At 67.8% G+C, this 13402-nt stretch carries 13 protein-coding genes; 10 read left to right on the top strand and 3 right to left on the bottom strand.

Annotation, left to right across the window (positions count from 1 at the left end; translation table 11 throughout):
* Nucleotides 1-88: 88 nt before the first annotated feature.
* Together htpG and NS1_RS33570 are read right to left on the bottom strand one after the other, a co-directional pair.
* A complete protein-coding gene (htpG, locus tag NS1_RS33565) occupies nt 89-2050 on the bottom strand; it encodes a molecular chaperone HtpG (RefSeq protein ID WP_255284791.1) in 1962 nt (653 codons plus the stop codon).
* A 63-nt stretch (nt 2051-2113) separates the two neighbouring features.
* Nucleotides 2114-3763, bottom strand: a complete 1650-nt coding sequence (locus NS1_RS33570) for a TM0106 family RecB-like putative nuclease (protein ID WP_255284793.1) — start codon at nt 3761-3763, stop codon at nt 2114-2116.
* A 170-nt stretch (nt 3764-3933) separates the two neighbouring features.
* Here NS1_RS33570 and NS1_RS33575 point away from each other — a divergent pair, with 170 nt between their 5' ends.
* The 7 genes from NS1_RS33575 to rraA all read left to right on the top strand — a co-directional run bounded on the left by NS1_RS33575 (nt 3934) and on the right by rraA (nt 8384).
* Nucleotides 3934-4608 (top strand): DUF6474 family protein, encoded by a 675-nt coding sequence (locus NS1_RS33575; protein ID WP_056822491.1) that lies wholly within the window; start codon nt 3934-3936, stop codon nt 4606-4608.
* 7 nt (nt 4609-4615) lie between these two features.
* Nucleotides 4616-5158, top strand: coding sequence for a hypothetical protein (locus tag NS1_RS33580; RefSeq protein WP_062991034.1), 543 nt, complete (start codon nt 4616-4618; stop codon nt 5156-5158).
* A gap of 41 nt (nt 5159-5199) precedes the next feature.
* On the top strand, nt 5200-5853 hold the full coding sequence (locus NS1_RS33585; RefSeq protein ID WP_062991036.1) for a YcnI family copper-binding membrane protein: 654 nt from the start codon (nt 5200-5202) through the stop codon (nt 5851-5853).
* Nucleotides 5853-6377, top strand: a complete 525-nt coding sequence (locus tag NS1_RS33590; RefSeq protein ID WP_062991038.1) for a copper resistance CopC family protein — start codon at nt 5853-5855, stop codon at nt 6375-6377. Before NS1_RS33585 ends, NS1_RS33590 begins: the two co-directional genes overlap by 1 nt.
* Before the next feature lie 6 nt (nt 6378-6383).
* The gene (locus NS1_RS33595; protein WP_062991040.1) at nt 6384-7328 is read left to right on the top strand and encodes a CopD family protein; all 945 of its coding nucleotides are present in this window, start codon (nt 6384-6386) and stop codon (nt 7326-7328) included.
* Between the two features lie 65 nt (nt 7329-7393).
* Nucleotides 7394-7849 carry an SRPBCC family protein gene (locus tag NS1_RS33600; protein ID WP_062991042.1) on the top strand — a complete coding sequence of 152 codons (456 nt, stop codon included), beginning with the start codon at nt 7394-7396 and terminating at the stop codon, nt 7847-7849.
* A 46-nt stretch (nt 7850-7895) separates the two neighbouring features.
* Nucleotides 7896-8384 carry a ribonuclease E activity regulator RraA gene (gene rraA, locus NS1_RS33605; RefSeq protein ID WP_056822505.1) on the top strand — a complete coding sequence of 163 codons (489 nt, stop codon included), beginning with the start codon at nt 7896-7898 and terminating at the stop codon, nt 8382-8384.
* 22 nt (nt 8385-8406) lie between these two features.
* Here rraA and NS1_RS33610 read toward each other — a convergent pair whose 3' ends face one another.
* On the bottom strand, nt 8407-8628 hold the full coding sequence (locus NS1_RS33610; RefSeq protein WP_056822507.1) for an RNA-binding S4 domain-containing protein: 222 nt from the start codon (nt 8626-8628) through the stop codon (nt 8407-8409).
* A gap of 151 nt (nt 8629-8779) precedes the next feature.
* Here NS1_RS33610 and lysX point away from each other — a divergent pair, with 151 nt between their 5' ends.
* From lysX to NS1_RS33625, 3 genes are all read left to right on the top strand, one after another.
* Nucleotides 8780-12058 carry a bifunctional lysylphosphatidylglycerol synthetase/lysine--tRNA ligase LysX gene (lysX, locus tag NS1_RS33615; protein WP_062991050.1) on the top strand — a complete coding sequence of 1093 codons (3279 nt, stop codon included), beginning with the start codon at nt 8780-8782 and terminating at the stop codon, nt 12056-12058.
* Between the two features lie 162 nt (nt 12059-12220).
* Entirely contained in the window at nt 12221-12538 is a 318-nt protein-coding gene (locus tag NS1_RS33620) for a hypothetical protein (RefSeq protein ID WP_056822509.1), read from the top strand.
* 120 nt (nt 12539-12658) lie between these two features.
* A complete protein-coding gene (locus NS1_RS33625) occupies nt 12659-13279 on the top strand; it encodes a histidine phosphatase family protein (protein ID WP_062991052.1) in 621 nt (206 codons plus the stop codon).
* Nucleotides 13280-13402 lie beyond the last annotated feature (123 nt).

Consider the following 13402-nt stretch of genomic DNA (forward strand, 5'->3'; position numbering starts at 1 on the left):
CCCGACGTGACTTGTCAGCACCAGAATTGCGGTGAACAAACTGCCCGCCACCGAAACCGGTAGCGGGCAGTCCACAGTGCGGGTGATCTCAGACCGTGCGGGTGAGCCGTTCGGTGAGCAACTGGGCGAAGCGGGCGGGGTCCTTGAGTTCGCCGCCCTCAGCGAGAACGGCTGTGCCGTAGAGGAGTTCGGCGGTCTCGGCGAGCTCGGGAACCTTGCCTTCGTCGGCGTCGGACTTGCGCGCGTCGTAGGCGTCGCGCAGGCCGGTGACCAGCGGATGGGTGGGGTTGAGCTCGAGAATCCGCTTGGACTCCGGCAGCGCCTGACCCGAGGCCCGGTACATGCGCTCGAGCATGGGGGTGAAGTCGTAGACGTCACCGACCAGGCAGGCGGGCGAGGTGGTGAGGCGGTTGGTGAGGCGGACCTCCTTGGCGACATCGGTCAAAGTGCCACCGAGCCAAGCGAGTAGGTCGCCGAAGTCCTTGTCCTGCTGTTCGCGCAGGGCTTCGGTTTCCTTCTTCTCGTCCTCGGTTTCCAGGTCTACCTCACCCTTGGCGATGGACTGGAAACTCTTGCCCTGGAATTCGGGCACCGAGCCGACCCACATCTCGTCGACCGGATCGGTGAGGATCAGCACCTCGCGCCCCTTGGCCGTGAAGGCCTCCAGGTGTGGCGAATTCTCCACCTGCGCACGGCTTTCGCCGGTCATGTAGTAGATCGAGTCCTGGCCGTCCTTCATTCGCTCCACGTACTGCGCGAGCGTGGTGAGCTCGGACTCGGAGGCGGTGGAGGCGAACGAGGAGACGGTGAGCAAGGTTTCGCGGTTGTCGGTATCGGAGAGCAAGCCCTCCTTGATGACGCGGCCGAACTGCGACCAGAACGTCTGGTACCTGGTCTGATCCTCGGCGCCCTGCAGGTCCTTGACCGTGGACAGCACCTTCTTCACCAGGCGCTTGCGGATCATCTGGATCTGACGGTCCTGCTGCAGGATCTCACGCGAGACGTTGAGCGAGAGGTCCTGTGCGTCGACGACTCCCTTCACGAAGCGCAGGTACTCCGGCATCAGTTCTTCGCAGTTGTCCATGATGAACACGCGACGCACGTAGAGCTGCACACCGCGCTTGTGCTCACGGGTGAACAGGTCGAACGGCGCGATCGAGGGAATGAACAGCAGCGCTTGGTATTCGAAGGTGCCCTCGGCCTTCATCGGGATGATCTCGAGCGGCTCATCCCAGGCGTGCGAGACGTGGTGGTAGAACTCCTTGTACTCCTCCTCGCTCACCTCACTCCGGGGGCGCGTCCACAAAGCCTTCTGCGAGTTGAGGATCTGGTCCTCGACGATGGTCTTGTCGACCTTGTCCTCGCCCTCCCCTTCGGTCACCGTGCGTTCGACCTGCATGCGGATCGGCCAGGCGATGAAGTCGGAGTACTTGCGGACGATCTCGCGCAGCTTCCATTCCTGCGTGTAATCGAAGAGGTGATCGTCTTCGTCGGCGGGCTTGAGCTCGAGGGTCACCGAGGTGCCCTGCGGTACGTCGGCGACGGTGTCGATGGAGTAGGTGGAGCTGCCCGCGGCGGCTTCCCAGCGGGTGCCTTCGGTCTCGCCCGCCTTGCGGGTGGTGAGGACGACCTTGTCGGCGACCATGAAGGTGGAATAGAAGCCGATGCCGAACTGGCCGATCAGCTCCTCGGCGGCGGCGTCGGACTTGGCCTCGGTGAGCTTGCGGCGCAGGTCGGCGGTGCCGGATTTGGCGAGGGTGCCGATCAGGTCGATCACTTCGGCGCGGGACATGCCGATGCCGTTGTCGCGCACCGTCAGGACACGCTCGTCCTGGTCGACCTCCAGCTCGATGTGCAGGTCTGAGGTGTCGGCGCCCAGGTCTTTGTCCTGGTAGGCGGCAAGTTTGAGCTTGTCCAGTGCGTCGGAAGCGTTCGAGATCAGCTCCCGCAGGAAGGTGTCTTTGTTGGAGTAGACCGAGTGGATCATCAGCTCGAGGAGCTGGTGGGTTTCGGCCTGGAACTCGAGGGTTTCGACGTGCTGCTCAGTCACGCCCCCGATGGTATTACGGCGCCTGTCGCGGTTCTCCCGAGGACCCTGTGTGGCGACGCCGCGCTAGCTCACCGGTCGCACCGCGCCGAAATCGGCCAGTGAGGGAACCTCGGCGACCGCCCGCTTCGACATCCAATCGCGCAGCACCTGGGTGGCGCGCACATCGTCTTCGTTGTAGACGAACAGGCGGGTGCGCTGCGACATGTCGATGACGTCGTCGTACCCGACGGCACGGCGGTACCAGCCCATCGAGGCCTCCCCGCCCGCCTCCGGATCACGCCATCCGAATCCGGCGACAGGCGCGATCTTCTTGAGCCCCTTACCGTTCGGGCAGATGAACTGCTCGGTGACGGCCTGGAACATGTCGACCCATTCCTTCGAGTCGACGAACGCGCGCACTTCCTCGTGGGTCGGGATGCCGGGGCGCCCGGCGAATCGGCGGGCCGATTCGTAGAGCCACTTGTCCTCGGCGGTGCGCGAATAGCAGTAGGCGGCAAAGGTTTTGCCCGCGGCATGAGCTTCGGCGCGCCGCTCCATCAACCAGGTCCAGAATTCGCCGAACGAGCGGCCCTCGTCCTCGGTGGGCAGCGGATCCCAGGTGAAGAACGGGCGGTAGACATCGTCGAGCAGGGTGCCCCACAGATAGGCGCCGTCTTCCTGGTAGCTCTCCAGGTCGACGTCGATCTCCACATCGGCGCGACGCACGCTCACCTTCTCGAACCGGCGCACCAGCGGGGCGCCGTCGATCCAGGCGCGGGCGGTGACGACGGTTTCGGCGAACGGCCCGTGCTGCCAGTCGTCGGGTTCCTCACCCTCCCAGGCGGCGAGTTCGTCGACCGTCTCGATCCCGTGCAGGCGCAGAACATCCGCGCGCGACCCCGGTGCGACCAGGCTCACATCACGCATCTGCGCCAGCGTCGCCTCACAGCTGGGTTGGCCCTCAGGACCGCGCACCCACCAGGGGCACTGCCTGCACTCGGGCACTTTCGACGGCTGGGTCGGCAGTTCTCCGCGCACCACGGCGATACGGTCGGCGTAGCGTTGGTCGTAATCGGCCAGCACGTTCGTCAGGTCGTGCACCAGGATCCGGTCGGCGACCAGGCCGATCGCACCGCCGATCAGGGCGGGACTGGCCATGCCGTAGCGCTGCAACATCCGGTACAGGTGGGCGAGGCGCTGCTGGTCGCGCGGCTGCGGGCGCAGTTTCACGTTTTTGTCGCGGCGGGGCTGCCATTGGAAAAGATCCGAGGTCAGCGGGTGGAAATCGGCCGGGTCGGGCCTGCGCGGGTCGGTGACCTTGTGGTTGACCACGATGATCGGGATATAACCGCCGCGATCGTCGTCGCGCAGCAGGATCTCGACGCCGCCACGTCGACCGGTATCGGCTTCCTGCGGCAGCAGTCCGCCCCAGATGCGCGGGGCGCCTGCCTCGATGGCCGCCATCGTCGCGGCGGCTTTGGCGCCACCACGCAATTCCGGGTCGATCACCACCCAGTCGGCGGGGGCGGCCGCGACGAGTTCGTCGCGGATCCTGGTGCGATGAGCGGTGGCGGCGTCGCGCCGCTGCTGCACGCCCGGATCCTCGCGGACCTCGGCGAGCACGCCCGGATTCTCGGCGTCGAGGCGCAGCCGGTGCCTGCATCCGATCAGTGAACGCGCGTCCAGGAAGGCGGTGCGGAAATCCGCAGCGGAAGCGGGGACCGGGCTACGCACCGGCCCGCCGTCGAAGTCGTCCTCGGCTGCACGCACGCAAGCAGTATGGGCCTTACCCCCGACACAATGCCCAATCGCTACCCTGATCGCACTACGCTACGGAGAACGGCAGGCCGCTTGGAGGCGGTGCTGCCTCATGACTTGGCGAGCATGACGGAGGGCCTGATCCCATGGGGTTGTTCAGCAAGCGGAAGCGGCGGCCGAGCCGACGCGCTGAGGCGAAAGCACTCAAGCACAAAGCCGCGGTGGAGGCGAAGCTGAGCGCCAAGAACGAGCGCAAGGCGGCCAAGGCGGGCGAGCGCGTGAACCGACGCGCGGCCAAGGCGCAGGCACGCACGGCCGACAAGGTGGCCAAGGCGCAGATCGCGACCCTGCATGCCGAGGAAAAGGCCGCGCAGAAGGCCGCCGCGAGGGCCGATCGTGAGCTGTTCAGCGCGAGTCAGGTCCGCAAGTACATCGGGGTGGCCCGAGTCCTCATCCCCGTGCTCGCCCCGCTGGCTTATCGCGGCGCCACGATGGTGCGCGGTCAGCTCGACGCCCGCAAGGCGCAGCAGCTCGGTATCGGCATGGACCAGCTCAGCGAGTTCAGCGGGCACGGTGCGCGCCTGCAGGCCCGCATCACCAACACCGAGGACGCCCTCGCGAAGATCGCCGCCGACAAGGCAGGCGATGCCGACACCGAGAAGTTCGTCGAAGCGGCGCGCTCGCGCCTGGCCGACCTGAACGTGGCGGTGCGCACGGCCGAGCAGATGCCCGCCGCGCGCCGCAAGGCTGTCCACGCGTCGATCTCGGCCGAACTGGCCGTGCTGGAGAACGACGTGCTCGCCCGCCTCGGCGTTCGCTGAGCCCGCCGTGACCACGCCGCAGCTCACCTCCCGCTTGCGCGGTGGTGGCTGCGGCGTACTCGTGGGCGGGCTGGCTGTGGCCGCGCACGGGATCGGCGGCGGCGGGGTGCCGAAGTCGGCGGAAATCGCACTACTGCTGCTGGTTTCGCTGACTGCCGGGATGTTCGCCGCGGGTGCCGCCGCCGAACGCGCTGGGCTGCGGACACATTCGTACCGTCGGCCCGCGACGCTGCGCACGGCCGCCGCGTTGCTCGGTGGTCAGTGGGCCGGGCACTTCGCGCTGTCGGCGACGCTCGACCATCACGGGCTGCTCCACCTGCCGAGTCTGCCGATGATCGCCGCGCACCTCGTCGCGGCGGGTGCTTGTGCCGCACTGATACTCGTCGCCGAGCGGCTGTATCTCGTTGCGTCGAGCGTGATTCGAGCCGTACTCAGCGGTCCCGCCGCGCTCGCGCACCGCACTGTCCGCTGGTTCGCCGCTGTCGCTGTCGCGCGCGGAGCTCGTCCGAGGGGTGTGCGATGTCCGCGCGCACCGCCGTTGTTCGCCTGATTCACCACGACATCAGAATTCTTCGGACGACAAGGCATCCCATGCACAACTTCATCACCCATAGCACCGGTACCGCCGCCCTCGCGGCGGGTTTGGTGCTCGCCGCCTGCGGTTCGGCGGCCGCTCACGTGACTGTCGAGGCGCCGGGCGCCGCCCAGGGCAAGTACACCGTCGCCACCTTCAAGGTGCCGACCGAATCCGAGACCGCGTCCACCACCGCACTGCGCGTCACCGTGCCGAACCTGAAAAGTGTTCGCACCGAGCCGATGCCGGGTTGGACATCGAAGATCGAGCGCAACGACAAGGGCGAGAGCGTCGCCGTAGTGTGGTCGGCTGATCCGGGTAACCCCGGCGTCGGGCCCGGCCAGTTCCAGCGGTTCGTGCTCTCACTCGGCCCGCTGCCCACCCAGGACACCGTGAACTTCCCCGCGCAGCAGACCTACAGCGACGGCAAGGTCGTGGCCTGGGATCAGCCGAGCACCGATGGCGCCGAGCCGGAACACCCCGCGCCCGCGCTCACCCTGTCCGCGAACGGCGGTGCCGAAGGCGGCGATCACCAGGTCGCCTCGGGCGAATCCACCGAGGCGCAGACCGATTCGGTCGCCCGCTGGATGGGCGGAATCGGTCTCGCCCTCGGCCTGTTCGCCGCGGCTCTCGGCCTCGGCCTCGTCTTCCGCTCGCGGCGGTCGTCGTGATGCGGAAGATGCTCGTCGGCTTACTCGCGGTCCTGTTCGCCTGCGCCTTCGCGGCGGCGGGCACGGCGGGTGCGCATTCCGGCGCGGTGAGCAGCGTTCCCGAGAACGGTTCGACCGTGGAGGTCGGACCGGCGCGGGCCAGCATCACCTTCAACGAGGAACTGCAGCAGAACTTTCCGTCGCTGACCGTGGTCGGCCCGGACGGCAGGCTGTGGTCCAAGGGCAAGGCGCTGGTCGAAGGACGCAGCGTCAGTGTGGAACTGGGTGAGCTGGGGCCGGTCGGTGAGTACACGATCGCGTTCCGGGTCACCTCGGCCGACGGTCATCCCGTGAGCGGGACGAGGACTTTCACGCTGAGCAAGGCGGGCACCGGCACGCCGGGCGCCCGCCCGGGCGAGGACAAGGCCGGCGACGGCGGCGACGGCGGTGTCCCCGTATGGGTGTTCATCGCCGGCGGGGTGGTGCTGTTCGGCGCCGGCCTCGCGGTGGCGTTGCTCGGCGGCCGGTCCGGTCGCAAGAAGTAGTCGACGATGACGACCGGTCGCCGGGAATCCGGTGCCGCGCTGCGGCAGTGGCGGGTCCTGGCGCCGGTGGTTGTCGCCGCGCTGGCCGGGGTGGTGCTGGCCTGGATCCTGCGCCGGTCCGGCGGCTTCGCGTGGGTGGCGTTCGCGCGGGTGCTCGCCGACTGCGCGGGCGCGGTCGTGCTCGGCCTCGCCGCGCTGCCCCGGCTCAACGACCGGCTGACGGTCGCGTGGCGACCGCTGGCCGCCCTCGCCGGTGTCTGGTTCGCCGCCGAGTTCACCGTGCTGGTGTGCGAGGCCGCCGAGATCGTCGGCGTCGCGGTGACCCAGCTCGGCGCGAGCGATTTCATCACCTTCCTCGGCAGGCTCAGCGGCGGCCAGATCGGCATCGCGATCCTGTTCTGCACCGGTGCGATCGCCTGCTACGCGGCATTGGCCTTCCGTCGGCCCGACACCGCGTCGGCCGATCTGGTGCTCGTGTTCGCGGCGGTCGCGCTGTCGCTGCGTCCGATCACCGGGCACATGTCCCAGCAGATGTTCGGTTCGGTCCTCGCCGCGATCCACGCGCTGGCCGCCGCCTGCTGGCTCGGCCTGCTGCTGGCCATGGTCCTGGTCCTGCGCACGCGCGGCGAGTGGGCCGCGACCCTGCCGCGCTACTCCGCGATCGCCGCGCCCCTGGTCGGCGTCGTCGCGCTCACCGGCCTGGTCAACGGCGTGGTGCGACTCGGCGGCATCGCTCCCCTGCTGACAACCGGCTACGGACGAATCCTGCTGGCGAAGCTCACCATCCTGTGCGCGCTGGTCGCGCTGGGCTGGTGGTGGCGGCGAACCTGGGTCCGTAAGGCCGCCGACCACCGCGTCACCGCCGAGACCTCCCTGCGCAACGCGACCGCCGAGGTATTGATGATGGCGCTGGCGTTCGGCCTTGCCGCGACGCTGGCGGTCACCGCCTAGTCGCCTCGGTCACGTTCGGCCTCGATGCCATTTGACGCCGATACGCACCAATTAGAGTGACCCGCATGACCGAAGTGAGGATTGTTGAAGATTGCGCCGCGCCCGCCGAAGCAGCGTTCGCGTTCATGAACGACTACCGCAATCTGCCGAAGTTCTGGTACGGCATCGAATCCTTCACACCCCTGACCGCGCAGACCGACGGCCTCGGCGCGACGTTCGACGGGAAGATGAAGCTCGGCCCCGCGTCGCTGACCTCGCGCGTCGAGGTCGTCGGTTGGGAAGAGGGCCGGTTGATCGCCACCAAGTCGATCAAGGGCATCGAGATCGTCGCGACCTTCAAATTCATCCCCAAGGGTGATATCGCGTGCACAGTGGACGCGGACATCGATTTCTCGGTCGGCGGCGGCATCACGGGCAAGGTGCTCGGCAAGACGATCGAGCCGTTTGTGAAGATCGCGGTTCAGCACACCACCGACGCACTCATCCGCGAGATCGAGAAATCACACAGCGAGCAGGTCTGAGAGCCTACGAATGGCGCGGCCGGGCGGGCCTGACACAATCTGACCCATGACCGAATCAGCGAATGTTGTGGCCACCGCCGATCTGGCCGATGAGATCGGCCCCGAGATCCGGAGCTGCGATACGCAGTTCATCCAGTTCGGCGGCCGCGCCGAATTCGCGGGCCGGATCACCACGATCCGCTGCTTCCAGGACAACCTGCTGGTCAAGCAGACCCTGAGCGAGCCGGGCGAGGGCAAGGTGCTCGTCGTCGACGGCGGCGCGAGCGTACACACCGCGCTGGTGGGCGACATCATCGCCGGGCGTGGCGTGGACAACGGCTGGGCAGGCGTGATCGTCAACGGCGCCGTGCGCGACTCCGCGATCCTGCGCACCCTCGACATCGGGGTGAAGGCGCTGGGCACCAACCCGCGCAAGAGCACCCAGACCGGCAGCGGCGAGCAGGACGTGCCCGTCGAATTCGGCGGCATCACCTTCGTGCCCGGCGAGATGCTCTACAGCGACTCCGACGGCGTCGTGGTTCGCGCCGAAGACTGAGGGCGACGCGGGTGTTCGAGGGTCAGCCCTCGGACACCCGTACCTTGTTGCCCGCGAGGACGACGACATCGCCGATCTGCAGCTGCCTGCCGCGACGTAGCTCCACTTCGTCGTTGACGCGCACCAAACCCTGCGCGATCACCGTCTTGGCCTCGGAACCCGAATCGATCAGGTTGGCCAGTTTCAGGAATTGCCCGAGCCGGATGACAACGTCATCGATCGGCACATCAACTGGTTCCGACATGCGCTAATACTTACCCGGTCACGCGAAACCGGTGAGCACCGGCCCCGCGGTTGCCCACGGTGTGGAACACGCCGCAGCCACCGCCACACCGATCCGGCCCGAATGGACGCACACTGGATCGGTGACTCCCACGCAGGCCGAGCAACACCCCATCGTCGAGGACCGCACGCCGGTGCCGCATCGCGCGCACGGCCGCCTTTCCGAGGTACCGCACATCGCCGGATTGACCCTCGGTGTGTTCGCGGTGCTGCTGACCCTGTGGAGCCTCTCGCCCAGCCTGCGGATCCTCACGCAGGTGCCACGCCACTATGTCGACACCTATTATTTCGACGCCCCCGACACCAGCCTGGTGTGGGCGTTGGTGGTCGGCTTGCTCGCCGGGGCGACCGCGGCCCGCAAGCGGATCGCCTGGTGGCTGCTGGTGGTGTATCTGCTGCTGTACGCGGTGGCCAACATCCTGGACTTCTTCGCCGACGACGATGTGGACGCGCTGGTCGCCTTCATCGTGCACGCGGTGGTGATCGCGATCCTGCTGGCCGCGCGTAAGGAGTTCTACACCCGGGTTCGGCCGGGAGCGCTGTGGAAAGCGCTCGGCGTGCTGGTGGCCGGGTTGGCGCTCGGCTGCCTGCTCGGCTGGGGGCTGGTGGAGCTGTTCCCCGGTTCGCTGCCCGAGGGCGTGCAGCGTCCGCTGTGGGCGGTGTATCGGGTCACCGCCGCCGTGCTGGTGAACAACGAGCACTTCGACGGGCATCCGCACGCCTGGGTGAATTTCCTGCTCGGCCTGTTCGGTGCGATCGCGCTGCTGGCCGCGGTGATCGTGCTGTTGCGCTCGCAACGTGCCGACAACGCGATGACCGGCCTGGACGAGTCGGCCATCCGCGGACTGCTGGCCGCCGGCGATGTGGAGGACTCGCTCGGCTACTTCGCGACCCGCCGCGACAAGGCCGTGGTGTTCGCGCCGAACGGCAAGGCCGCGATCACCTATCGCGTCGAGTTGGGTGTGTGCCTGGCCAGTGGCGATCCGATCGGCCCGAAACAGGGCTGGCCGCAGGCGATCCAGGCCTGGTTGGAGCAGGCCGACCGATTCGGCTGGCAGCCCGCGGTGATGGGCGCGAGCGAACTCGGCGCCACCGCGTACCGCAAGGCCGGACTGTCGGCGCTGCGTCTGGGCGACGAGGCGATCCTCGACACCCGCACGTTCTCGCTCGCGGGCCCGGAGATGAAACAGGTCAGGCAGGCCGCGAACCGGTTGCGCAAGAACGGCCTCGAAGTGCGGGTGCGCAGGCACCGCGACATTCCGGCCGAGGAGTTCGCCGAGATCGTCGCCCGCGCGGACGCCTGGCGCGACACCGAGACCGAGCGCGGCTTCTCGATGGCGCTGGGTCGCCTCGGTGACCCACTCGACGGTGACTGCCTGCTGGTCGAAGCCGTCGATCACGACGACCGCGTGCACGGCATGCTCTCGCTCGTCCCCTGGGGCCGCACCGGCGCATCACTGGAACTGATGCGCCGCGACCCGCAGAGCCCCAACGGCGTGATGGAGCTGATGATCTCCCAGCTCGCCCTGAACTCCGATCAGTACGGCATCACCAAGGTGTCGCTGAACTTCGCGGTGTTCCGTTCGGTGTTCGAGGAGGGCGGCCGGATCGGCGCCGGTCCGATCCTGCGGGCCTGGCGCGGTGTGCTGCTGTTCTTCTCGCGCTGGTGGCAGCTCGAGGCGCTGTACCGGTCGAATGTGAAGTACCACCCGCGCTGGGTGCCGCGGTTCTTCCTGTTCGAGGAACGCAGGCAGCTGCCGCGGGTGGCCACGGCGAGCGGGCTGGCCGAAGGTTTCCTGCCGCGCCTCGGCAAGTCGCCCGACGCGGGCGTGCACACCGGCACGAAGGCGGCGGTCCCCGCGACCGTCACCGGCCTCCACCCCGACGGCAGCGCGCCGGAAACACCGGAGAGCGCCGACGACGAGCAGGGTCCGCGCAGGCCGGAGCAGGTACGGGTGCGCCTGGACAAACTCGACCGGCTCACCGCGTCCGGCGTCGACGCCTACCCGCCCGCCTACCCGCCGACCCACGACATCGCCGCGGCGAGGCGCTGCCCCAAGGGCACCACGGTGCGCATCGCGGGCAGGCTCTTGCGGATTCGCGACTACGGCGGCGTGATCTTCGCGTTGGTGCGGGATTGGACCGGCGAGATCCAGCTGCTGATCGACCGCGAGCGGGTCGGCGCCGATCGCAGCAACGAGTTCACCGAATTCTTCGACCTGGGCGATCTCATCGAGGTGAGCGGGCAGATCGGCGCCAGCCGCAACGGTGAGCTCTCGCTGCTCGCGCAGGACTGGCGGATGAACGGCAAGTGCCTGCATCCGCTGCCCGACAAGTGGCGTGGGCTGGCGGATCAGGAGGCCAAGGTCCGGCAGCGGTATGTGGACATGGCGATCGACCCCGAGGCCCGCGAGGTGATGGCCAAGCGCAGCGCCGTGCTGCACTCACTGCGCGATTCCCTCTATGTCTGGGGCTTTCTCGAGGTGGAGACGCCGATCCTGCAACAGGTGCACGGCGGGGCCAACGCGACCCCGTTCCGCACCCACATCAACGCCTACGACCTCGATCTCTACCTGCGCATCGCCCCCGAGCTGTACCTCAAACGACTGTGCGTCGGCGGTATGGAGAAGGTGTTCGAGATCGGCCGGACCTTCCGCAACGAAGGCGTGGACTTCAGCCACAACCCCGAGTTCACGATCCTGGAAGCCTATGAGGCGCACAGCGATTACCAGCAGATGATGCACCTGTGCCGTCGGCTGATCCAGCACGCGGCGATGGCCGCCAACGGGGCCGAGGTGGCGTTGCGCCCGAACGACGACGGCGGATTCGACACCGTCGACATCTCCGGCGAGTGGCGGGTCAAGACCGTGCACGGCGCGGTCTCCGAGGCGATCGGCACCGAGGTGACCCCGCGCACCGAGCTGGCCCGGCTGCGCGAACTGTGCGACGAGGCGGGCGTGGCCTACCAACACGGCTGGGACGCGGGCCAGGTGGTGCTGGAGATGTATGAGCACCTGGTGGAATCGCAGACCACCGACCCCACCTTCTATCTGGACTTCCCCACCTCGGTCTCCCCGCTCACCCGCTCGCACCGCAGCATCGACGGCGTGGCCGAGCGCTGGGACCTGGTGGCCTGGGGCGTCGAATTGGGTACCGCCTACAGCGAACTCACCGATCCGGTGGAGCAGCGGCGCAGGCTCACCGAGCAGTCGATGCTGGCCGCGGGCGGCGACCCGGAGGCGATGGAACTCGACGAGGACTTCCTGGCCGCACTCGAACACGCGATGCCGCCCACCGGCGGGCTCGGCATGGGGGTGGACCGGGTGGTCATGTTGATCACCGGACGCAGCATCCGCGAGACGCTGCCGTTCCCCTTGGTGAAACCACGGTGAGAACGGGTACAGGTGTATACGGATCGCGACGCGTTCGCGATCAACAACTGCTCCGTCCGGCCCGCGTGCGACTTTCGCAGTGAAAGTCGCAGCGAGACGGCTAGTCTCGGAGTTCCGGCACCGGGAGGATGTCGGACCACCAACACATCGGGATGGGATCACATGTATCTGGACTTGCTGACCACGGCCGCACTCGTCGATCCGCACATGTTCACCAGCAGCTTCGACACCCTGGCCAGTTCGGACGCTGTCAACACCGCGATGGAACTCGCGGCGAAGAAGAAAAAGAAGAACAGCAGTTTCCTGATCATCGGCGGCATCTGCTGCCTGGTGATCGTGGTGCTCATCGTCGGTGGCATCTACCTGCTCAAGAACAAGAAGAAGGACGACCAGCCGCCGCACAACGGTGGTCAGCCGCCGTTCAACGGCCCGCAGGGTGGTCAGCCGCCGTACGGCCAGCCGCCCTACGGCCAGTCCTGACCCGGAGGACTCGCGGCGATTCCCTCGGTCGACGAGGCGACCCCGCGAGTCCTCGAACGAGCATCCGTTCGAAGAGCCGTAGTCCCCCCTGGATACCTCGATACGGCAGAGTGTGTGAGCGTGCAGCTGATACTCGTGCGTCATGCCCAACCCGAACGCGTGGTCGGCGACACCGCCGCCGCCGACCCCGGCCTCACCGACATCGGCAAACTCCAAGCCGACCGTGTCCCCGCCGCGCTCGCCCCCCACGACATCGTTCGCGTAGTCAGCAGCCCCCAGCGCCGCGCCCGCGACACCGCGCTCCCCACCGCGACCGCCCGCGACCTGCCCATCGAGGTCATCGACGACCTGGCCGAGTACGACCGCGACCTGCCCGCCTACATCCCCATCGAAGACGCGAAAACCGAATTCGCCGAGGCCTACGCTCGCATCAAAGCGGGCCACCTCCCCGACCAGATCGACGGCCCGGCCTTCACCGCGCGAGTACTGGCCGCCGTCGAAAACCTTGTCTCCACAGCAGCACCCGAGGACACCGTCGTAGCCTTCGCCCACGGCGGCGTGATCAACGCCCTCCTGGCCGACATCCTGGCCCTCCCCCGCCCCCTGACCTTCCCGATCGACTACTGCTCGATCACCCGAATCCTCTACTCCCGCACCGGCACCCGCACGGCCGCCACCATCAACGAAAACGGCCACGTCTGGAACCTACTGCCGAGGGCCCTGTCCCGAACCACACCCTGACTCCGCCACAACCACAGTCCGCCATGCCCGAACTCCCCAGCCACACCGCCCACCCCAAGTCCGCCATGCCCGAACTCCCCAGCCACACCGCCCACCCCAAGTCCGCCATGACCGCCCTCCCAG

Origin of the sequence: Nocardia salmonicida NBRC 13393 (assembly GCF_001613085.1) — a bacterium.
Lineage (GTDB): Bacteria > Actinomycetota > Actinomycetes > Mycobacteriales > Mycobacteriaceae > Nocardia > Nocardia salmonicida.